At 60.2% G+C, this 22641-nt stretch carries 19 protein-coding genes; 16 read left to right on the forward strand and 3 right to left on the reverse strand.

Annotated elements, in window-relative coordinates:
* Positions 1–42 precede the first annotated feature (42 nt).
* Both C934_RS35645 and C934_RS32005 read left to right on the forward strand, forming a co-directional pair.
* Positions 43–258: a hypothetical protein gene (locus C934_RS35645; protein WP_018857635.1), complete on the forward strand. Its 216-nt coding sequence runs from the start codon at positions 43–45 to the stop codon at positions 256–258.
* 1582 nt (positions 259–1840) lie between these two features.
* The gene (locus C934_RS32005; RefSeq protein WP_018857639.1) at positions 1841–3349 is read left to right on the forward strand and encodes an HAD-IC family P-type ATPase; all 1509 of its coding nucleotides are present in this window, start codon (positions 1841–1843) and stop codon (positions 3347–3349) included.
* Positions 3350–3420: 71 nt separating this feature from the next.
* Here C934_RS32005 and C934_RS0115875 read toward each other — a convergent pair whose 3' ends face one another.
* Positions 3421–3876: a carboxymuconolactone decarboxylase family protein gene (locus C934_RS0115875; RefSeq protein WP_026371832.1), complete on the reverse strand. Its 456-nt coding sequence runs from the start codon at positions 3874–3876 to the stop codon at positions 3421–3423.
* A 342-nt stretch (positions 3877–4218) separates the two neighbouring features.
* Here C934_RS0115875 and C934_RS0115880 point away from each other — a divergent pair, with 342 nt between their 5' ends.
* From C934_RS0115880 to C934_RS0115925, 9 genes are all read left to right on the forward strand, one after another.
* The gene (locus tag C934_RS0115880) at positions 4219–4974 is read left to right on the forward strand and encodes an SDR family oxidoreductase (protein ID WP_018857641.1); all 756 of its coding nucleotides are present in this window, start codon (positions 4219–4221) and stop codon (positions 4972–4974) included.
* A gap of 77 nt (positions 4975–5051) precedes the next feature.
* The gene (locus C934_RS0115885; RefSeq protein ID WP_018857642.1) at positions 5052–5468 is read left to right on the forward strand and encodes a cupin domain-containing protein; all 417 of its coding nucleotides are present in this window, start codon (positions 5052–5054) and stop codon (positions 5466–5468) included.
* Positions 5469–5559: 91 nt separating this feature from the next.
* Complete coding sequence (locus tag C934_RS0115890) at positions 5560–6210, forward strand: hypothetical protein (RefSeq protein ID WP_018857643.1); 651 nt, start codon at positions 5560–5562, stop codon at positions 6208–6210.
* Positions 6211–6508: 298 nt separating this feature from the next.
* Entirely contained in the window at positions 6509–7489 is a 981-nt protein-coding gene (locus C934_RS0115900; RefSeq protein WP_018857645.1) for an alpha/beta fold hydrolase, read from the forward strand.
* 89 nt (positions 7490–7578) lie between these two features.
* Positions 7579–8439 (forward strand): SDR family oxidoreductase, encoded by an 861-nt coding sequence (locus C934_RS0115905; protein WP_018857646.1) that lies wholly within the window; start codon positions 7579–7581, stop codon positions 8437–8439.
* A gap of 288 nt (positions 8440–8727) precedes the next feature.
* Positions 8728–13095, forward strand: a complete 4368-nt coding sequence (locus tag C934_RS33245; RefSeq protein ID WP_018857647.1) for a PAS domain-containing protein — start codon at positions 8728–8730, stop codon at positions 13093–13095.
* Complete coding sequence (locus C934_RS0115915) at positions 13092–13733, forward strand: response regulator transcription factor (protein WP_018857648.1); 642 nt, start codon at positions 13092–13094, stop codon at positions 13731–13733. The genes C934_RS33245 and C934_RS0115915 overlap by 4 nt, the downstream gene beginning before the upstream one ends.
* Before the next feature lie 2 nt (positions 13734–13735).
* Entirely contained in the window at positions 13736–14113 is a 378-nt protein-coding gene (locus C934_RS0115920; RefSeq protein WP_018857649.1) for a response regulator, read from the forward strand.
* 1 nt (position 14114) lies between these two features.
* Positions 14115–14810, forward strand: coding sequence for a response regulator transcription factor (locus C934_RS0115925; RefSeq protein ID WP_018857650.1), 696 nt, complete (start codon positions 14115–14117; stop codon positions 14808–14810).
* A 43-nt stretch (positions 14811–14853) separates the two neighbouring features.
* Here the strand turns inward: C934_RS0115925 and C934_RS0115930 are convergent, their stop codons facing one another.
* Positions 14854–15786, reverse strand: coding sequence for a LysR family transcriptional regulator (locus C934_RS0115930; protein ID WP_018857651.1), 933 nt, complete (start codon positions 15784–15786; stop codon positions 14854–14856).
* Positions 15787–15845: 59 nt separating this feature from the next.
* On the opposite strand from C934_RS0115930, the gene C934_RS0115935 reads away from it, so the two are divergent.
* The 4 genes from C934_RS0115935 to C934_RS0115950 all read left to right on the forward strand — a co-directional run bounded on the left by C934_RS0115935 (position 15846) and on the right by C934_RS0115950 (position 19186).
* Complete coding sequence (locus tag C934_RS0115935) at positions 15846–16595, forward strand: SDR family NAD(P)-dependent oxidoreductase (RefSeq protein WP_018857652.1); 750 nt, start codon at positions 15846–15848, stop codon at positions 16593–16595.
* 416 nt (positions 16596–17011) lie between these two features.
* Entirely contained in the window at positions 17012–17374 is a 363-nt protein-coding gene (locus C934_RS0115940; protein WP_018857653.1) for a hypothetical protein, read from the forward strand.
* Between the two features lie 60 nt (positions 17375–17434).
* Positions 17435–17737, forward strand: coding sequence for a curli-like amyloid fiber formation chaperone CsgH (gene csgH, locus C934_RS0115945; RefSeq protein ID WP_018857654.1), 303 nt, complete (start codon positions 17435–17437; stop codon positions 17735–17737).
* A 135-nt stretch (positions 17738–17872) separates the two neighbouring features.
* Positions 17873–19186, forward strand: coding sequence for a hypothetical protein (locus C934_RS0115950; RefSeq protein WP_018857655.1), 1314 nt, complete (start codon positions 17873–17875; stop codon positions 19184–19186).
* 9 nt (positions 19187–19195) lie between these two features.
* Here the strand turns inward: C934_RS0115950 and C934_RS0115955 are convergent, their stop codons facing one another.
* Positions 19196–20320 (reverse strand): helix-turn-helix transcriptional regulator, encoded by a 1125-nt coding sequence (locus tag C934_RS0115955; RefSeq protein ID WP_018857656.1) that lies wholly within the window; start codon positions 20318–20320, stop codon positions 19196–19198.
* A 778-nt stretch (positions 20321–21098) separates the two neighbouring features.
* Between C934_RS0115955 and C934_RS0115960 the strand changes: the two genes are divergently transcribed.
* Positions 21099–22592: an MDR family MFS transporter gene (locus C934_RS0115960; RefSeq protein ID WP_018857657.1), complete on the forward strand. Its 1494-nt coding sequence runs from the start codon at positions 21099–21101 to the stop codon at positions 22590–22592.
* Positions 22593–22641: the final 49 nt, after the last annotated feature.

The following is a 22641-nucleotide window of genomic DNA, read 5'->3' on the forward strand; positions in this document are numbered from 1 at the left end:
ATCATAGGCCATGTTTGTCGGTGCTTTACGAGGATGTGAGCAATGACCCCTGCCCGTTTCACGGAATGCCTTCTTCATATCCGGTGGACGCCGATCAATCTGGCATCGGCCCTGCAATGCGACCTTTCATGGGTGGAAGCGCTGGAGGCCGGGAACGCTGAAGTTCCAGCTGGCTTGGCCTCGTGGCTCGAAACGCTTGCTCAAGCTCACGAGGCGCTTCCTCCGCCGACCACATATCGCGGCAAACACTCGGAATGACCCGCTACCCTGCAAAGCATTAAGTTCGCGGACGACGTCGGCTGACCGAAGATCAACTGGCAACCGTCCCAGGGCGGGCGTATGATAATCGTGTTACCCGTGGGAGCGTACACCGGCGGGTGGCTCGGCGGTGGCCCTGAGGTTTATGGCAGCCCACCAGCACGCCCCCAGGGTTTTCGCTGAGTGTCGAACCATCAGTGGGGCCCTTTTCTTTAATATTAGTCATTCCTAAATACTAAATTAACCCTGAACTCTTAGCTTCCGGCACGTTGCTTTTGGAGCCAGGACCCCAGCCCCTCCAGAGCAATGGGGTGTGCGGTTGGGGCTCAAGGCGAATTTGCTTCGACCGCGCGCCCTCAATGCTCTTGTACGAGCTGTCATCGAAATCGACCATGATGCCGTGACTCGTTTCCAGGGGATAGAACCCGGATCTCTCCACTACGCCCCGTACCACGTCGATATTCAGGTAAAGTGCCATGGCTGCGGGACACAGCGACCATTCGACAGAAACGGATCGATTGAGGCAGGCGTATATTGCTGAGATCCAACCTCGGTTGAAGTGCTCCGTGTGTGGAAGGAATGGCGGGGAAATGCTGTTCGGGCAATACGCAGTGAGGAAGAGCCGTGAACCGCTTCGAGATCCCCAGCATGATATTCGCCTTCCTCCTCGTCGTCGGTGCTTTAGCCTTGATCTGGATAGCCTTCTGGATGCTGGGAGCGTGGGTCTTTGGAGGATGAGATGTCAACTCCTTTGAGAGATCCGACGGCGTGCATTTTTCTGGTGACTAATATTAGTGGTTGCTGTAAAGTCGCTGGCGCCTCCCATGGAGCGGCCAGGAGGTTTCCGTGGCTGGCTGGATGGCCCCCTTCGCGTAACCTCCCATGCCGCTCGGTCTGACATCATCAGTTCATACACCGCTGGCACCATGGGTGGTCCGTTTATAGCGGCCTAACTGCGTGTATGTGGTGGTCGCCGTTGCTGACAACCGCCATCCGAGGGAGAATGCCAATGAACAGCACTCTCATGGCTGCAACGACAGCCGCATTCTTTTGTCTTTCGACCTTCGCGCCAGGTACGGCAGCCCCTGTTTCATCGGCTGCTTCAAAGCAACCCGACCCGAAGGCCGTGAGCAACCAAAACGCCGCGCCTCAAAGCCCAGCGAGGTTCTAACACCTGCCGTATTCTGCCGACGGTGAACCGGAGGGATGGTCACATGTCCAATCACTCACGCGACACTACCCGAGACAGCAGCAGGTGGATCAGCGGCAGCGGGGGCAGGACCAAAAGCAGCGCCAGCAACAGCAGATCGAGGAGAAGTCACTCTCCACGAACTCTCTCAACGACAAGCTCGCGGTAGCCGGCAATTCCACAACCACTCAAGGTAACGCAGGAAACACGGCCAACGGTGGCCTCCGTCGTGACGGCGGATGCGGCCTATGAGGTCAGCGGCGACGGCTATGCGCCCGAAGGCGAGATCAAGATCGGCGGCAAGCCGGTCGGTGCTTTGCCGGACGTGCTCACGCTGATGGGCCGCGTCTTCGTGCTGTGCAACGATGCCGAACTCTTCGATGAGGTTGGAAAGTGGAAAGTGGAGGGAGACCGACCGAGGGCGCACTCTATCCCTTCGCCACGAAGGTTGGCATCGAGCGTGCCGCGGAGGCGGCAGCCGCGCCCCGTATCGATGCGATCCCCTTCGAGTCGGAGCACAAATTCATGGCCACCCTCAATCGTTCGGCCGACGGCCAAATGCTGCTGGTCAAGGGCGCCCCTGAGGTAATCCTCGATCATTGCGACCGGCAGCAGGCCGCGACCGGTCCGGAGCCGCTCGATCGTGACTGGTTTGTTGGGGAAGGTGACCGGCTGGCTGCGCAGGGGGAGCGCGTCTTGGGCCCGGCATGGCTGCCGAACCCGGATCTCCGCGCCGGCAGCCTCAGGCCGGCGGATCTGCCGAAGACCCTGGTGTTACTGGGCTTCGTGGGCTTCATGGATCCACCCCGCAAGGAGGCGATCGATGCCGTGCAGGAATGCCATGGCGGCGGTATCCGGGTGACAATGATCACGGGCGACCACAAGATCACCGCGGCGGCAATCGCGAAGATGCTCGGCATCGGCGACGGGAGGACGGCCGTGGCGGGCACTGAGATCGAGGCGATGAACGATGCGGCGCTGCAGGAATGCGTGCGCGACGTCGATGTCTTCGCCCGCGCCAGCCCCGAGCACAAGCTCAGGCTCGTGAAGGCAATCCAAGCCAATCGTCAGATCGTCGCCATGACCGGAGACGGCGTCAACGATGCGCCGGCGCTGAAGAAGGCCGATATTGGAGTGGCGATGGGCATCAAGGGCACGGAGGTGACGAAAGAGGCCGCGGAGATGATCCTCGCCGACGACAATTTCGCCTCGATCTCGGCGGCCGTAAAGGAAGGCCGCACGGTCTACAACAACATCGAGAAGGCGATGCTCTTCCTGCTGCCCACCAATATCGCCCAGGGCGCGGTGATCGCGATCGCAATCCTGTTCGCCTTCACGCTGCCGATCACGGCGCCGCAGGTGCTGTGGGTGAACATGGTCACGTCGGTCGCGCTCGGTCTTGTCATTTCGTTCGAGCCCCATGAGGCGGACGTGATGACGCGCCCTCCCCGCTCGATCGACCGGCCGATCGTCACCGGTTTCGGGATCTGGCGCATCCTCTTCGTGGGCGCGGCGCTTGTCCTTTATACGCTGGTGGTCTTCTTCTGGATGAAGGGGCAAGGCGCTTCGGACCAGATGGCGCGCACGGCTGCCGTCAACGCGATCACGCTCGGGCAGCTCTACTACCTTTTCAACAGCCGTTACCTGCTCGATTCGTCTTTGTCCGTGCGTGCCCATCTGGGCAATCCCTATCTTTGGTACGGCATAGCCGCGGTTGTGGTGCTGCAGATCCTCTTCACTTATGCACCGCCGCTCCAGGCCGTGTTCGACACCGAGGCCTTGCCCCCTTCAGTCTGGCTCTGGCTCATCTTGGGCGGGCTCGCCTTCTTCCTCGTCGTGGAGATCGAAAAACTCGTCATTCGCTCGACGCCCGCGTTGAAAGACGCAGCGACCCGTCGGTAACGCGCACAAGAAGTTGGGTTGCATGGCGGCCCGGTCGCCGGGCGAACGGATTTGCCCGGCGAACGCTTGGGTTAGGCGGCGCGCTTGCGATCCGCTGGATGCTGCAGCCGAAAGCCGATTGCCAGGCGGTTCCAGGCATTGATCATTGCGATGCCGATCGAGAGCGCGACGAGTTCATCCTTCGAGAAGGCGTTTTGCGCGACCTCATAGTCCGAATCCGGCGCATGGCCTTCAGCGACATTGGTCAGCGCCTCGGCCCATGTCAGTGCCGCCCGTTCGCGATCCGCATAGAGCTCCGATTCATGCCAGGCGTTCAACAAGAGCATCCGCTCTTCTGTCTCGCCGAGCTTCAACGCGTCCTGGCGATGCATGTGCAGGCAATTGGCGCATCCGTTTATCTGGGACACGCGCACCTTGACGAGCTCCATCAGCTTGGGATCGAAGCTCTTGGCAATCCAGGCCTCCACGGCAACGAGGCCTTCTATACCTCCGCTCTTCCTGGCCAGTATGTTCAAACGCTTGGTCATCATGTTCTCCGTGACATGAGTGATCTGGACGTTGCGCCCGGACAGGAAGTATCCCCGACAGCGTGGATCATCCATCTGGCCGGTCGATGCGCCCGGCCTAATGCGGAATTCAGCAGACGCCCGCCGATCGATCAGGCCTTCCACCGTTCGGGACACCCCTTCCTATACTTCGGCAGGAGATGAGCGCGTCCCCGGTAGAATGGTTCAAGACGGGGATCCAACGCATTGTCCCGCCATCGGAGCCGCATCCGGGCGTGGCTTTCGCTGATCCCACACACGGAATGCTGACACTGGCGGGTTTCAATCAAGATCCGGGCACATGACCCAAGAAGGAGACTAGGCATGAAAATCGTTGTCATTGGCGGCACCGGACTGATCGGCTCGAAGACCGTTGAACGGCTGCGGAAAAAGGGCCACGACGTCCTCGCAGCATCCCCAAATACGGGTGTCGACACTCTGACCGGCAAGGGCCTGGACGACGCGCTGGCTGGCGCGAGGGTGGTGATCGACCTCGCCAATTCGCCCTCGTTCGAGGACAAGGCGGTGATGGAATTCTTCCAGACCGCGGGACGTAACCTCCTCAAGGCAGCCGCCGTGGCAGGCGTCAAACATCATATCGCCCTTTCCATTGTCGGCGTGGAGCGGCTCGAGGGCAGCGGCTACATGCGCGCCAAGATGGCCCAGGAAGCGCTGATCCGTGCTTCTGGCATTCCCTATACGATCGTGCATTCGACGCAGTTCCTGGAATTCATTCCGGGCATCGTCCAGTCAGGCACGGTCGACCAGACGGTGCATCTGTCCTCCGCCTATGTGCAGCCGATCTCGTCGGAGGATGTCGCCGACGCCATGGCCGACGTGGCCCTCGGTAAACCCCTGAATGGCATCATCGAGATTGCCGGTCCGGAGAAATTTCGCCTCAACGAGATCGCGGCGCAGTTCCTGAAGTCGACCGGCGATTCCCGCCAGGTCGTCGCCGATCCGCATGCGCCTTATTTCGGCACCGAGCTCGCCGAGGGCTCGCTCGTGCCGATCGGCGACGCCCGGCTTGGCCGCGTCAGCTTCCAGGACTGGCTCAGCCACTACCAGCCGAGAACGTAACCCCTTCGGAGGGGGGCGGCGCGTCCGGCAAGACCCAGGCTGCCCCTTCCATGCACAATCACGACAGGAGAACCAACATGTTCCGGACCTTTATGGCGGCAACCGCATTGACGGCCGTCCTCGGCGGCGCCGCCGTCGCGCATGACACTTCCTCCGGTGACGCGAAAGTCACCATCGTTTACGACCAGAAGCTTCCCAACGTGCCCGGCAAAAGCATGAAGGGCGTCTTGGTCGAGTATGCGCCGGGCGGCACCTCGCCTGCCCACACGCATCCGAACTCAGCCTTCATCTATGCAACGGTCCTCGAAGGCGCAATCCGCAGTCAGGTCAATAGCGGCCCGGTCACGACCTACCATGCCGGCGAAAGCTTCTCGGAGTTTCCGGGCGATCACCACGCCGTCAGCGAGAATGCAAGCAAGACCGAGCCGGCGCGCCTGCTTGCGGTTTTCGTCGTCGATACCGACGAGAAGAACATAACGATCGACGACAAGTGAGACAAACCTGTGCGATGTCCGGCCAATGCCTGACATCGCAGCCCTCACCCGCCGATATTTCGAGAGACTCAGATCAACAAGGCTTGGGCCCATGAGCGCGACAGCAATGCGAACACTTGCCGGAATTTCGGTCCCCCAGACGCCGCTCGTCGAGCGCGCGCTGGAGCATGCGCGCCAGGCATGCGAGCCGTACCTCTTCAACCACGTTGTCCGCTCCTGGCTGTTTGCCGAGCGGATCGGGCAGCTTCATGCCATCGAGCACGACGCGGAAGTCTTGGCCGTCGGCACGCTGCTGCACGACATAACGCTCAACGAGAGATTTGCGGGGCCGCGGCGCTTCGAGGTGGAGGCCGCGGATCTGGTGCGCGGATTTGCGACGGAAGCCGGGCTCGACAAGTATCGAGCCCAACAGATCTGGGATTGCGTCGCTCTCAACTCGACGCCGTCGATCGGCCTCTACAAGGAAGCCGAGGTCGCACTCTGCACCGCCGGCATCTGCCTCGACGTCGTCGGCCTGCAATACAGTTCCATTCCCTCGGCTGAGATGAAGGCGATCGTCGCCGAATTTCCGCGGCTTGGGATGAAGCGGCAGATGAGCCAGTGCTTTTGCCACATCGCCGCGACACAGCCGGAAACGACTTACGACAACTTCGCGCGGGATTTCGGGGAGCGCCTGGTTCCTGGCTATAAAGTGCCGACCTCCTCGGTCGATCTGGTGGCAAATGCGCCCTTCGATGAATGATCGCCATGTTCGATGCGATGGACGTGCACTTCGAACAGGAAGAGCTGCAAGGGCCTGCACTCACCACTACATCGCTGGCCCCCTATCGGTAACCCACACCGCACATAGACAAGCAAGAAAACGCGCGCTTCATCAGCGCGTGTTTTGCGTCGTGAACGCCTCGGTGCGAGCAACCGCCCTAATCGTTCGATGCGGTCACCTAGACTTTCGCACAGTCCCCAGATGCTTCCGCCCAATGGTTTTCCGGGCCGCCAGTCGCCATCCTCCGTCGCATGTCAATCACCGCGAAGGATAGAAAATGCGCGATATTTCAAACCCATCGACTGTCAGTGTCTCACGTCGCGACGCCCTGCTCGGCAGCCTCACCGCAGGGATCGCCGTGGGCTTGCCGGCGGTCGCCTCCGCAAAGACGCCGAAGCAGCCTCTCCCCGCCACCAGCAACCACGGAAAGCAAGCCATGAGCACGATCACCACCAAGGACGGCACGGAAATCTACTACAAGGATTGGGGCACCGGTCCAGTCGTCACCTTCTCGCATGGCTGGCCGTTGAACTCCGACGCCTGGGACGGCCAGATGCTCTTTCTCGCCCAGCACGGCTTCCGCGTCGTGGCGCACGATCGCCGCGGCCACGGACGATCCAGCCAGCCGACATCCGGAAACGACATGAACGGATACGCCGACGATCTGGCCGCAGTGATCGAGGCGCTTGATCTCAAGGACGTGACGCTGGTCGGCCACTCCACCGGCGGCGGCGAAGTCGCCCGCTATATCGGCCGGCATGGCACGAAGCGTGTCGCCAAGGCTGTGCTCATCGCCGCCGTGCCGCCGGTCATGGTGAAATCAGAGGCCAATCCGGAAGGCCTGCCGATCGAAGCGTTCGACGCGATCCGCGCCGGCCTCGTCAAGGATCGCTCGCAATTCTACCGCGACCTTGCCCCGCAATTTTATGGCGCCAATCGACCGGGCTCAAACGTCTCCCAGGGCACACTCGACCAGTTCTGGCTCTGGAGCATGCAGGCCGGCCTGCTGAACGCCTATGAATGCGTCAAGGCATTCTCGGAGACCGACTTCACCGAAGACCTGAAGAAGTTCGACGTGCCGACGCTCGTCCTGCACGGGGAGGATGACCAGATCGTTCCGGTCAAGGATTCCGCCGTCAAGTCCGCCCGGCTGATCAAGGGCGCCAAGGACATCTACTATCCCGGCGCGCCGCACGGCATCACCGCCACACATCAGGACCAGGTCAACGCCGACCTGCTCGCCTTCCTCAAGGCCTGACGCTCGTAACTTGGACCATCGGTGGCGCGGCAAGGCCGCGCCATTTCCATTCAAGCCCTTTCCATCATCACCCTTTAAGGAAATCCAACATGTCGAAGACCTGGCTCATAACCGGCAGCGCCAGCGGGATCGGCCTGAGCACGGCCGAACTCGTGCTCGCGCGCGGCGAAAACCTCGTCGCGACGGCCCGAAACGTCGACCGCCTTCTCAACCTTGCGCGCCGCTACGGCAAGCAGGTGGAACTCATCGAACTCGATGTGACGAATGCGCCAGCAGCACGCCGCGTAGTCGACACCGCGATGGAACGGTTCGGTCGCCTCGACGTGCTTCTGAACAATGCCGGTTACGCGCATCTCAGTCCCTTCGAACAGGTCTCGGAAGATGATTTCAAGGCGGAGATCGACACCAATTTCTACGGCGTGGTCAATCTGACGCGGGCGGCGCTCCCCGTGATGCGCCGTCAAAAATCAGGGCATATCATCAATATTTCGTCCAGCTCGGCGCGCTTCGGCAGTGCTGGGTCGACCGCCTATACTGCCGCCAAATGGGCGGTGAGCGGTTTCACCGCTTCGCTCGCCAAGGAGGTCAAGCCGTTCGGCGTCAAGGCCATCGCCATCGAACCTGGCAGCATCCGCACGAACTGGACGCGGGTTGCCCGTGGGCACGTCCCGCCGCTATTGCCGGAATACGAACCGACCATCGGCGCGATCATGAGGATGACTGAAGGCTATGCCGGCACCGAGCCCGGCGACCCGGACAAGGTGGCCGTCGTCATCTTCGATCTTTCGCGCCAGGATGATCTGCCAGAACAACTCGTCCTCGGAAGCGATGCCCTGGGACGGATTGCCCAAAGCGATGCGGTTCGATCCGCAGCCGCTCTCTATTGGGACAAGATCAGCCGGTCGACGGACTTCGACGAGCCGACCACTCCCCTCCCTCTTCTGGACTGAGACCGGAACCGTTACAGGGTTTTCGATGCGGCATTTCCTTCCCGCATAGGATTTGCCTGGGGCTCGGCTGGCACATCTTGCTGCCGGCCCTCACGTCGAGCGCATTCTTCTGGACCTGGTCTCCTTCGGCTCTGCGGCAGCATCGCCACCAACATATGGATTTCCATAAGTTGCGGCGGTGCGGTGGCGCGATTAGGGTGCGGCATAGCTTCGCCAGCACCGGGATTGACAACAAGTTCAATACGAAAGGCTGACGATCCCGGACTATTGTACCTTGCAGGAGCCCAAATGACGCGCGTCTGGTCGTATCGCCCGCAACTCCTGCATCTCGGCCTGTTTATTCTGGCTTATGTCCTGGGCTGCGGGTTCGCTCAGGCGCTCGCAATCGTGCCCGGAACGGGCATCTCCATCTGGCCTCCGAGCGGCCTGTTCATTGCGACTCTGATCCTCGCTCCCATGTGGAGCTGGCCGTGGTGGGTGCTGGCGGGCGGTCTGGCGGAACTGCTTGGCAATGTCCTGTGGTTCCATAGTCCGCTGCCTGTGGCCTTCCTTATTTATGCGGGCAACGCGCTCGAAGCCACGTTCGGCGCATGGCTCGTGAACCGAACCTTGAAGGGGTCGGTTCGATTGGAAACCTTGCAGGAAGTTGTCGCATTCGTTGTCGTCGGCGCAGGAATTGCACCTATGCTGAGCGCAACGGTCGGAAGTGCGACGCTTGTCTGGTTCGGCATGTCTTCGCAAACCTTGCTGGACGCCTGGGCTCTGTGGTGGATCGGGGATGCCACCGGGGTCCTGATCGTGGCGCCGCTCGCACTTGTCGTGTTCCAGAGTTGGGGTGGCAAGGCCGAGTTTTCAGCAGCGCGGTGGGCGGAGGCTTGCGTTCTGGGGGTAATCCTGCTCGGCGTCGCCACCCTTTCGCTGAGTGGCTTTCTGCCCTTCGCCTACATCATCATGCCGCCACTTCTTTGGGCCTCGGTGCGCTTCGAATTCAAGGGTGCCGCCGTTACGCTGGCCCTTCTCGCACTGATCACGGCGACATTCACGATATCTGGCGCCAGCCAATTTGCCGGCGATGCCGAGACCCAGCGCCACAACCAGATCATGCTGCAGCTCTTCCTGGCGATCTCGGCATTTTCCGCGCTCATCGTTGCTGCCATATCCCGGCAGCATCAGCTGACGCTACAGAGCCTGCGCGACCGGGAGCGGGAGCTCTTGCAAATCGTGAACATGGTCCCGGTCCACATCAGGCGGCTGACGCCGGAAGGCGAACCGACCTTCTTCAACAAGCGTCTGGTGGATTTTTTCGGGATTGACCTGGATCAGTTGAACAAGCCGGGCACGAGCCGACTGGCGACGAACATAGAAACCCTGGTCCACAAGGATGATGCACCCGTCCTACTACAAGCGGTCCGTCGTTCCGTCACCACCGGAGAGCCCTATTCCTTGAAGTATCGCATGCGCCGTGCGGATGGCGTCTATCGCTGGGTCGATGGTCGAGCAGAACCGCTACGCGACGAAAACGGCGCGATTGTGCAATGGTTCGCCATCTCCATCGACATCGACGACGAAGTGCGCGCCCAAGAGGCGTTGCGGCACAGGGAGCGGCAGCTGCAGCAGCTGATCGACGCCGTGCCCGCCATGATTTGGACCACCACCCCTGAAGGAACGCCGACCTACCTCAACAAGTGGTACACGGACGTAACTGGCGCCACTCTTGAGGACTTTACCGCCAACGGCGGGACGCCGGCGTTCCCTTTAAACGTCATCCATCCGGACGACAGGGCAATGAGGGCGCAGGTGCGCACCCACGCATTCGAGACCGGCACGCCCTATTTCGTGCACTATCGCCACATACGGCGCGACGGCTCCTATCGCTGGACCGAGAGTCGCGCAGAGCCTTTGCGCGACGAGTCAGGCGCCATCCTTGCTTGGTACGCGGTAAGCGTCGACATACATGACCTGGTGACCGCGCGAGAGGCATTGCGCGACCGGGAACGGGAACTCTCGCAGCTCGTCGACATGGTGCCGAGCCTGCTTTGGAGACTTAATCCAAGCGGCGAGCCGAGTTACTTCAACAAGCGCATGATGGATTTCCTCGGCGTGGATAGGCCCGACGCCGGCAAGCTGGATACGAGCCAGATGGCAGCGATCCTCAACGCCGCTATCCACCCCGATGACACACCGGGGCTCGCCAAGTCACTCCGTGACAGCCTTGCGACCGGCAAGCATTTCGCGATGGACTACCGCCTGCGTCGCGCAGACGGCGTCTATCGATGGATGTCAGGCCGGGCGGAGCCGATGCGGGACGAAAAGGGGCAGATCATCCAGTGGTACGGCCTTTCGCACGACATCGACGATCAGACGCGCCTCTACAGCGACATAGCCGAGCGCGAAGCCAGAATCCGGCGACTGATAGATTCAGACATTATCGGGATCGTCATATGGGATCTGGACGGAACAGTCATCGACGCCAATGACGCGTTTCTCCGTATGATCCAGTACGAACGGGAGGATGTGCAGGCCGGCCTTCGGTGGTTCGATATAACGCCTCCCAAATGGCAGACCGTGCATGCCCGCGAAGAGGCGGAAGAACTTGCGGCGACGGGCAAGATGCAAGCCCGGGAGAAGGAGTATTTCAGGAAGGATGGCAGTCGAGTGCCGGTCTTGATCGGGGCGGCCTGCTTCGAAGGGCAGTCTCGACAAGGGGTTGCGTACATTCTCGATCTGACCGAACACAAGCGTGCGGAAGCTGCATTGCGCAGCCGGGAACAGGAACTGTCGCTCCTCGTGGACATGGTCCCGAGTTATCTCTGGCGGATCTCACCAGACGGCCAGCCCGTCTTTTTCAACAAAAGGCTTGTCGACTACCTGGGCCTGGATGTCGCGGGCCTGGACAAGCCGGACATCAGCCGGCTCGACGCATTTATCGAGACCGCGATTCATCCCGATGATGCCGTTGAGGTTGCGGACGCGTTCCAACGCTCCCTGGAGAGTGGTGAGCCACTATCCATGAAATGGCGGATGCGTCGAGCTGACGGCACGTATCGGTGGATGGCGACAAGCGCCGAAGCGATGCGAGATCAGGACGGTAACATCGCCCAATGGTACGGCCTCTGCCACGACATCGATGATCAATTGCAGAGTGAAGAGGCGCTGCGCAACAGCAAGCGGCAACTGGAGCAGATGATCGACGCAGTGCCCATCAACATCCTGAGCTACGATCCCGAGGGCAAGCTCACCTCCGCCAGCAAGCGATATCTGGACAATGTTGGAGCGGTGCCGGATCACGTCACGGATTTTGAGGGGCTGGCCCGGCATCTGGCTCACCCTGACGATCTCCCGGTCATGCTGCGGAGGGCGTTGGATGGCTTTGCGACAGGAACGCCTTTCGTGAATCGTTTTCGGCGGCGTACCAAGGACGGCGCCTATCCCTGGATCGAGGCCCGCGCGCAGCCTTTGCGCGATGCGTCTGGCGCGATCGTGCAATGGTACCAGGTTTCGATCGATATCGAAGATGAGATGCGGGCGCAGGAAGCTCTTCGGGAGAGCGAGTCGCAGCTGAGACGGCTCGTGGATGCCCTCCCGGTACAGATCTGGGCAGCGGCGGCCGATGGCGAGCCGTCTTACCTGAACAGGCGATTGGCCGAGTATGTCGGCCTGACATTGACCGATCTCAGTTCGCCCAAAGCCACCCGGTTGCAGATGGCGATCCAGAATTCCGTCCATCCGGACGATGCCTCCGCAGTCGGGCAAGCTCTCATGCACTCGTTTACAACGGGCAGCACCTTCACGATGAAATACCGGCAACGACGGGCCGACGGCGTCTATCGCTGGATCAACGGGCGAGCCGAGCCACTTCGCGATGCGAACGGCAGCATATTGCAGTGGTACGGCGTGAGCTTCGACATCGATGACGACGTGCGCACCCAGGAGGAATTGCGCCGGACGCAGGAGAGGCTGGCGGTCGCTTCGCAGGCGGCAAGCCTTGCGGAGCTCTCGGCATCCATCGCCCATGAGGTGAACCAACCGCTGGCCGCCATCGTCGCCAACTCGCATGCCTGCCATCGCTGGCTGTCGTTCGAGCCTCCGAACGTGGCACGCGCCAACACCGTGATCGAGCGCCTGATCCGTGACGCGAACGCCGCCGCCGATGTCGTGAGCCGCATTCGGGCCCTGTTCAAGCAATCCACGGAGACGAGGAGCCGTGCGACGCTCTCGAGCGTCATCGCCGAAGCGCGTGGCCTGATGGCCGAGGAGGCCGCCCGACGCCGCATTCGCATGGAGTTTCATGTCGATGTCGACCTTCCTGCCGTCACACTGGATTCCATCCAAATTCAACAGGTCCTCATCAATCTCTTCCGCAACGGCATGGATTCGATGGATCTCGTTGAAGGCGAAAAAGTCCTTGAGGTGCATGCGCATCGCGCGGGCAGCGAGGTTCAGACGGAAATCAGCGATCGTGGACGCGGCGTCGAATCTCCCGATCGTGTGTTCGAGCCCTTCTTCACGACGAAGCAGCACGGGATGGGTATGGGACTGGCCATCAGTCGATCGATCGTCGAGGCGCATGGCGGGCGTTTGTGGACCGAGAAGAATGAACCGTGCGGCGCGCGGTTCATTTTCACCTTACCAATTGCAGCGAAAGAGACCTCATGACGACGGACGACCATGTTGTTTTCATCGTGGACGATGATGAAAGCATTCGGGAGGCGCTCGGCGAACTCCTCGAGACCCACGGCATACACACCATCGCCTTCGGGTCAGCGGGCGAATATGTCGGCGGTAAGAAACCGGATGTCCCTGCCTGCCTTATCCTCGACGTCGAACTCCCCGATATCAACGGCCTCGAACTGCAGCGGCAGATCGCCGAAGGCGATCATCCGCCGATCGTTTTCATCACCGGGCACGGCGATATTCCGTCTTCGGTGCGGGCGATCAAGCATGGCGCGGTGGACTTCCTCACCAAGCCCTTCAGCGATGCGGACCTCATGGCAGCGGTCCACACGGCGATTTCCCAGGATCGGGAAAAGCGGTCGGAGCGGGCCGAACTGAGCCAGCTCAGACAGCGATACCTGGAGCTGACCCCACGGGAGCGCGAGGTGCTGCCGCTCGTGGTCAGTGGTCTCCTCAACAAGCAGGCAGCATCGGAACTGGGGATCAGCGAAGTCACGCTGCAAATTCATCGAAGGAATGTAATGCAGAAAATGGGAACAGCATCGCTCGCCGATCTCGTGCGTATTGCGGAGAGGTTGGAGATACCTGTCACCCACTCGCGCCGCGCGGGAGGAAATTAGTCATGGAGAGAACAAGACCGACCATCGCGGTCATCGATGACGATCCGAGGCTGCTCGAATCGCTGGAGGAACTGCTGGAATCCGCCGGCTATACGGCTTGCTGCTTCCGCTCGGCCGGGCACTTGCTCGTTCGCGGACTCTCGGACCTCGACCTTCTCATAACGGACATCGGCATGCCCGGTACGGACGGTTTCGAACTTCGCGACATCGTGAAGAAGGTGCGTCCGGAACTGCCGGTTTTCCTGATCACCGGCCGCCATGAAATCGCGGACCACGGCCGCGCCCAAGGCATCAGCGGTTTTTTCCGCAAGCCTTTCGACGCCCCTGCCCTGCTCGTAGCCATCGCAGACGCTTTGCAAAAATCGAAAAATGGAGGGTGACATGAGAGTTGAACAACTGCCGCGGAAATCGGCGCCGCTGTTACCACAGCACAAGAATGATGCCGAGCAGCCAATCGTCATCATCGTCGATGACGACGCGGCTGTCCGCGAGGCTTTGTCTGAGTTGATTCTTTCGGCGGGTTTCCGGTCAGTCGATTTCGCCTCAACCCAAGAAGTGCTCGACGCCGACATATTGGACAGCCCAGGTTGCCTGATCCTCGATGTGCGCATGCCGGGAGCAAGCGGGCTTCATCTGCAGCACCATCTGGCGCAAAACGGCAATCTCAAGCCAATCATTTTCCTCACCGGACACGGCGACATCCCGATGACGGTGCAGGCCATGAAGGCCGGCGCGGTGGACTTTCTCACCAAACCGGTGCGGGATCAGACGCTGCTCGATGCGGTGATCGCCGGGATTGAGCTCGATGTGGCGCGGCGCGCGGAGGCTGTTGTCGTCAAGCGCAATCTCGAGCGCTTGGAGACACTGACGCACCGGGAGCGCGAAATCCTGCGCGAAGTCGCACGCGGGCGACTGAACAAGCAGATCGCCTTCGACCTCAGCATCAGCGAAGTGACGGTGAAGCTGCATCGCGCCAACGTCATGCGCAAGATGGGCGCCGGCTCGATCGGAGAGTTGATCAGGGCATGGGAAACGTTGCCGACTGCGATGCGGGAGGCGGGTGGCTCGAAATTTTGAGTTGGCTGAACAGATGCCGGCATTGGCGATGATGCGCCGTTGGTTAGATAGCTTCGATGGCTTTTGCCTCGCGGGCCATGAAGTCACAGAATAACCTTACGCGCAGCGGCACCGTGCGGCCAAACGCGTGCAGCGCGTTGAATGGAAGCTTGGGAAACCCCATCCCCGACGCGACGGCGACAAGCGCACCGGATTCTAGTTCTTTGGCGACCAGGCATCGCAGAACATAGGCGGCCCCCAACCCGCCGAGCGCAGCCTGAATGAGCGCTGCTCCCGAGTCGCAATCCACGCGCCCTGACGGAGTGAAGCTCTTCCCATCCGCCAGGGGCAAAGGCTGTATCACGCCGCCCGGCGCATATCGGGCAAAGGGCATCGCTGCTAGGGCTTCGTCGCTGGTGGGATTGCCCCAGGCTTCAACAAGAGCCGGAGATGCGACGATCGCCATTCGCAGGTCGGCGAGATGGCGCACGATCAGATCACCCTCCAGGGGTCTACCTGCACGCAGCACGACGTCATAGTCCTCCCTGATCAGATCGACAAACCGATCCGTGAGACCGATATCGAGATGAAGGTTCGGATGGTCGGCGGCAAAGCTCGAAAAGAGACGCGGGAGCAGAAGAGGCGCCAGTTCGCTCGGCATGCTGATGCGCAAGCGGCCCGACGGCGAGGCATCGGACCTGATCGCCTCGTCACTCGAATCCAGATCCCGCAATAGCGGCGCAACGCGGTCGAAGAAAACCTGACCGTCCTGCGTCAGCGTGAGGGCACGGGTGGAGCGCAGGAATAGGCGCGCGCCGATCTTCTTTTCCAGCCGCGCCACGCTCTTCGACACCGCGGACGGCGTCGTGGCCAGGTCACGCGCGGCGGCGCTGAACGAGCCAGCCTCCACGGTCCGTACGAAAGCCATCAATCCCGACGTCTCGTTCAGCAGGTTTGCCACTTGCACCTCCGCGGCACAGATCATGTGCCCGCCCATGATCTAATGACGCCGGGAGGCAACGTCTATCTCATCTCTTGTTGAAAAGGAGATAAGCAATGCAACACCTTAAAGACAAGGTCGCCATCATCACCGGCGGCAATAGCGGCATCGGCAAAGCGATCGCACAGCTCTTCGCGGAAGAGGGAGCGCAGGTCATCATCACTGGCCGGAGGCAGGATGTCGTCGATCGGGCCGTGAAGGAAATCGGCCATTCAGCCATTGGCTTCGTGGGCGATGTCGCCGACCTCGAAGATCACCGCAAGTTGGCGGATATCGTCAAGAGGAGCTTCGGCGGAATCGACGTCTACGTGGCCAATGCCGGTGTCATCAACCTTTCCGCGTCTGCCAATGTCACCCCGGAAGACTATGACCGACACTTCGCCATCAATGCGCGCGGCGTATTCTTCGGCGTGCAGGCAATCGCGCCGCTGATCCGCGACGGCGGCAGCATCATCGTGACGAGCTCGCTCGCGGCCACGAAGATCCTCCCAAATCATACGGTCTATGCCGGGTCGAAGGCGGCAGTCGCCGCCTTTGCGAAGAATTGGGCGATCGAATTCAAGTCGCGGCGGATCCGCGTCAACATCCTGAGCCCGGGGCCGGTCGAGACCGAAATCCTCGGCAAGCTCGGCGTATCGGAAGCCGAGCGCCCGGCCTTCAAGGACTACATGTCCCAGCTTATCCCCGCAGGTCGGCTGGGACGGTCGGAAGAGCTGGCGCGCGCCGCACTGTTTCTGGCCTCCGATGCAGGAAGCTTCGTCAATGGGATCGAGCTTCACGTCGACGGCGGCATGACCCTGGCTTGAAAGGATTGGAAAAATGCAAAAGCCACACACAACCCCGAGATCATCGCCTTCACCAACCGCCCGGCAGAGCAGGCAGCAACTGTCGGATGGAAGAGATGGAGGATATCGCATCCGTCCCGTTCTTTACAAATCGCTTGTATCGAACCATTGTAAAGCGTATTTCGTCGCGCGATTTGTCGCACGAGCCGAACCTCTTCGGAACTATAGTTCTCCAACCTATTTTTCTGGCAAGTATCACTATTGACATAGCTACAAATACACTTGCCACCTCCCACATCACTAAGCGACACCATGTTCCTTGGCTGAAGCAGGGAAATTCCCCATTCCGTTAGGCAAGCTTTGAAACCCTCGCGCGAATGGCGATGCGGTAGTGTCTCTCAACCGTCAATTCCGGCGGGAGGAAGAGGAGAGATACAATGAAAATCAAGGGCCTAGTAATTGCAACCGTGTTTGCTCTTTCGTCGATCTCCGGCGTATTCGCTGCGGATAATGAAGCCATCACGGATCAAACCGGTTGGGGCAACAGCGCCGGCACGTTCCAGAGTGGCTTCCGTAACTTCAGCGGCACCGGCCAAGTCGGCATTCGAAACAGCTCGACGACCATTCAACATGGCGCATTCAATGAATCCGGCACGGCCCAATTCGGTCGCCGCAATGACTCGCTTACCGTACAACAGGGCCTAGGAAACGTCTCTGGTACGCTGCAGTTTGGCCGCGGAAACAACTCGCAGACCTATCAGTCCGGCGTTGGCAACAACTCTGTGACCATCCAGCATTAGTCGAGTATCCTTGAAGGTCAGCGGCGGTGCCGCTGACCTCTTTTGCTCTGGAGTCCCACAATGATTGCTGCCCTGCCACCCGTTCACTGCATCATCGAGCATCATGAGAAAGGGGGCGCCATGACCCTCGTCCCGACGATCGAAAGCGACGGCCGTGGCCAAGGTAGCTATCAGTTCGAGATTTTCTCGAATTCCAATGGTAACACCTCAAGCAACGTTCAAGGCGGCGATTTCCAGAAGGATGACCCGGGACGGCTCGCGCTTTCGCGGTCAACGGTCTCCGTGTCGCCAAACGGATGGAGCGCCCGCCTGACTGTCTATGGTCCGAATGGCGAGAAGCTCTGCGTGGTGTCGGTGCCGTGACATTTATGCACCGTCGGTGCGATCTTCCCCGCACGCAAAACGGCCGCTAATTGATTGTACACTAAATTATAATAGTAATAGACCTCGGTGCGTCGCGTCGGCGTGTGTTAGCGGCTATCTTGGGGTGACGAGGGAATGGGGATCTGCCTGGCTGTTCGGACGCACAAGCTGCCTGCTGTCCTCGCTGTGGCCTTGGCAAACCTTGCAACTACGACATCCATTGCGGCTGCGGATGACACCAAGCCTGCGCCCGTAGCGCAGAACGAGGAAACTGCACTAACCTTGCAGATCGGGGCCGGCATCAACTGGCTGAGCTTGCCAAGCTGGGGCTCGCGTCGACCCGATTTCTTCGGAAGCGGGGACAGCAGGGTCGTTGACGACGGCCTTAGCCTTGGCATCGACCTGGATTTGCCGCTCGGCCAGATAGGATCGCAGCCGCTAGTCCTGGAGTGGAACGGCAGCATCTCGGACCTTTCTTCCAATTCCACGGACCGTACGAGCCTTTCCGGGCAAAATTCCCTGAACCTGGTCTATGGTAATTCCGCAAACGGCAACATCAGCACGCTATTCGCGTCACCTGCCGGCACCCTACCAGCGGTTGCAACGGTTGATGTTACAGTCAACGACAGCGCAGGCGGGACAGTCGGCACACTTATTTCAAGCTCCTCACCGGTGGGCGGACGTGTGACTCAGTTTGCCTCGAATAGCGCGATAACCGGCGGCACCTTTGCCGCGCTCCTCACGAACGGCGATACACAAAGCGCCGCGGCCTATGCTGCCTATGCCGACAACACTGGGATGACCCTTCGAGCTACCGGCGACCTCAGTAACAGCTCAATCGTCGATGAGCGCAGCGAGGACGCCACGGTCATCGATCAGACACTACTGCTTGGCGCTCCGATCGACCTTCAAGGCGGCTGGACGATTACGCCCAAGTTTGGCCCGATGTATAGGTCCATCGATCGCGACGTGGATTTTCGTCGGACGCTCCAAATTACCGCGAACTACCCGGGTGTCGTGGTTCCGCAGGTCAGCGTCGCGCAGGACGACGAACTCGATGCACGCTATGTCGGGGCGTTGGCTGAGCTCTCGGTCGCCAAGGCATTGCAGCCGGATCTCAGCGTCTCGTTCGATGCGAGATTTGGCGGGGCCTACCTGCATTCCCACTATCGAAGCCATTATTCCGCAGTTCTGCCGAGCGTATCGACGGGCGCCTTCGACTTTGTCTCCCAGACGCGCGACGACGCCAGCTTGCTTGCCGGCGTTGGCGCCGGGCTGCGCTACGCGCCCACGGAGAATCTGCAGGTCGGCCTGGACGCCGGCGTGAACTACATTAACAAGGTACCGACGATCAACTATGTCGCAGATGCGGGCGGCGTATCGCCCACGATAGGCATGAGTCATGCCATCGATTACAACGTCTCCGTCAGCGTTACCTGGCGGTTCTAAGCAGCACGATCAGCACATCGCGGAGAGCATGGAAAGGCAGTGCAGAAACTGCGTCTGCCGGTTCACGCCCACGCGTGCCATCGCGGAGGCAAGCTGATTATGGACTGTATTTTTCGAGACACCACGTTGCCGCGCGATTTCGGATGCCGTTTCTCCCCGCAAGAGGCAATAGGCAAGATCGGCCTCCGTCGGTGTCAGGCCGAAGATTGACTTGATGGTGTCAGGCGCCAGCAGGCTGTTTCCGCCGAGCTCGCGTATCGTGAGCATGTAAACGCGCTCGTTGGTCGCAAAGACGTTCTTGAACTGCGAGGCGAGGCCGACACGCCCCGACAGCGCATCGACGCTGATGAGCCATTTAACGTTCTTCACCTTGTCCTCAACCCAGGCAACGTGTCGAACACGTCCATGCGACGACGCCATACCGATCAGCCGTGCAACCTCGTCCTGAAGTGCCGTGTCGACGAAATCGATCACGGAGTCGCTATATTCGACTAGCAGATGCGACGCTTCGACAAATTTCTCGAAGCTCCCATTCGCCAGGCGAACCTGATAGTCTTCCGTAATAATCGCAGAGGGTGCGGACGAACTGAAGAAGGCGCTCTCCATATGTGCGGATTTCTCACGCTCCAAGAGCGTGGTCTTCTGGATTGCAAAGGCCGTCTGAAAGTGCGGCAGCAATTTCATCAGCGCTTCGGCCGCTCTATCTGTTTCACTCCGACCCGGGCGATCGAAATGAAGCATCAATGCAATCCTGCGTCCGCCTTCCTTGACGAGAACGAGTATCAGAAGGCTGCCCTCGACACCAAAGCACTCGTGCACGGGCTTGTCCCATTGCGGATTGAGCTTGGCCTTCAGGTCGATCGTCAGGAACGCCCCCTGTCCCAAGGTGAGCGTCGCCGCGTGCAGTGCAGCGATCATCTGCGGATTGCAGAGCGCGGCTTTCGGGACGCCCTTTGCAAACACGCTCGCGCGCCGATCCTCCGCCCCCTTGAAGCCCACGACTGCCCCGGCGGCAGCCTTGGTGGCATTGATCAGCTCCGCTATGACCTTCTCCCATTCGGGAGGGCTTACCACGGTTTCGTAGATTAGTTGTACCAAAGGCAAGTAAGTGTCTTCACCAAAGCTATTGATCATCGGACCCACTCCAACGCTTGGCGAATTTCCAAGATTTTTAGGCCCGGCCGCGTCGTTTCAGAACGCTGCCGCTCGATATCGCCTACTGCGGCACCATTGCCGCGCATTCGCCTCATGAGTGTTTTCAGGCTACCTTGATCCCGGTCCGACCATGCGGTCGAAGGTGGTTCCCAGCCACTTGCCTGTCGGCTTCACGCCCTCAGCGGCCTCAAGAGAAGCCGATGAAAAGCCAAGGCTCTTTATGAAACATCGGATGCCTCCTCAAGATTGAGTCTTTTTGTTCTCAACTTGCTCGGCCGATGCCGATCACAAGCCAAAAGCGCTCATTTGGCCTTTCAAGCACCAAACAGCGCTGAAAATGCACGCCGTGCCGAGAATAGTCTCGCCACGTGTCCCTAAACTAGAGATTCTAAGAATAGCATGCGCTTTCTTGTTGTAAAATGTAAAATGACGCGAGTTTATTACAACAATAGGGGTATATATTATTGCAACCGATAGAGAGACTATTAACATCCGGTAATTGAACTTCAAGCCAATTGAGGTGGCAGAGGCGCCGCGCATACCGCATGTGTCGTCTTGCTTTCTTGACGCCCAACTCGCCCTAAGCGTGCGCCATCCAGATGCGACTCCCGCGCGGAAGCCGCACTCGTAACCAAACGGATAATAATTGACGCCTTCCGGTCGGCGGCCTAGAACCGGTGCTACACTCCGCGCCAGCCCGCCTAGCCGACTTGCCGGTCATTTTTTGGCACTTCGCGGAGCACCCGGAGAAGATCTCATGTCCCATACAGCTCTGCGCTCGAACCGCGCGCTCGTCGTCGCCATTATCATGCTCGCGACTTTCATGGTCGCGATCGAGGCCACGATCGTCGCGACCGCCATGCCGAAGATCGTTGGGCAGTTGGGTGGCTTTACCTATTACAGCTGGGTCTTCTCGGCTTTTCTTCTGGCCCAGTCGACGACAACCGTCATTTACGGCAAGCTTTCGGACATCTTCGGGCGCAAACCGGTGCTGATTTCGGGCATCCTGATCTTTCTCTTCGGTTCCCTACTCTGCGGGCTGGCATGGTCGATGGCTTCGCTGATCGTTTTCCGCCTGCTGCAAGGGCTTGGCGCCGGGGCTATCCAGCCGGTAACAATGACAATCATCGGCGACCTCTTCACGCTCGAGGAGCGAGGCCGCGTGCAGGGTGTCATGGCGACAGTGTGGGCCACATCGGCGGTTGTCGGGCCGCTCGCCGGGGGTGTGATCGTCGATACCATCTCCTGGGCCTGGATTTTCTGGATCAACCTGCCGATCGGAATCGTGTCGATCGCCGCTTTCTCCCTCTTCCTCAAGGAATCGGTCGCGCACAAGCAGGCGAAGATCGATTATCTCGGCGCCATCCTGTTTTCGATCGCCGTCATTGCGCTGCTCGTCATCCTGACTGAAGCCGCGGATGCCAAGGCGTGGGTATTGGCGTTGCTCGCCCTGGTGTTCGCCGTCGCCGCCGTCCTTTTCCTGCTGCAGGAGAAGCGGGCGGCCGAGCCGATCATTTCCTTTGCTCTCTGGAGCCGCCGGCTGGTCGCGACCAGCAACGCCGCAACACTGCTTGCCGGCATGGCGCTGATCGGGCTTTCGACCGTATTGCCCATGTACGTCCAGGGCGTCCTCGGACGGTCGTCGATCGTCGCGGGCTTCACGTTGACGATGCTGGTCGTCGGGTGGCCACTGGCTGTGATGCTCTCCAGCCGCTTGTTCAGGGCGTTCGGCATCCGACGCACGCTACGGGTTGGAAGCCTGATGTTTCCCTTCGGTGCTTCCTTCCTGCTATTCCTGACACCGGACAGCCACCCCGCGCTCGCGGGAGCAGGCTCGTTCTTCATGGGCTTCGGCATGGGGCTGATCAGCCTCACCAGTATCGCGCTTGTACAGGACAGTGTCGAATGGTCGATGCGCGGCAGCGCCACAGCGTCGATCATCTTCGCCCGCAGCCTCGGCAATACCCTCGGAGCAACCGTGCTCGGTGCCATTCTCAACGCCGGCATCAGCCACTATGCCGCCGGGGACGCAGCAAGCTCGCTGCATGATGTTCTGAACCAGCCAACCGGGCTTTCCGAATTGGCCGCCGATCCCGCAATCCGCACCGTCTTCGATGCCTCGCTTCACTGGACGTTCTGGGGCGTGGCGGTGGTTGCCGTTCTCACGTTCCTGTCGGCCTGGCTCATTCCTGTGGGACGCGAGCAAGGCCGGGCATCGGTGACGTCAGCCGCCACCGAAGCGTCGCACTAAACCTTCAACCTGGACCACATGTGATGCTCGATAGAGGATCGTCAGGCCA

It is taken from the genome of Rhizobium sp. 42MFCr.1, from assembly GCF_000377185.1.
In the GTDB taxonomy this organism is placed as follows: Bacteria; Pseudomonadota; Alphaproteobacteria; order Rhizobiales; family Rhizobiaceae; genus Rhizobium; species Rhizobium altiplani.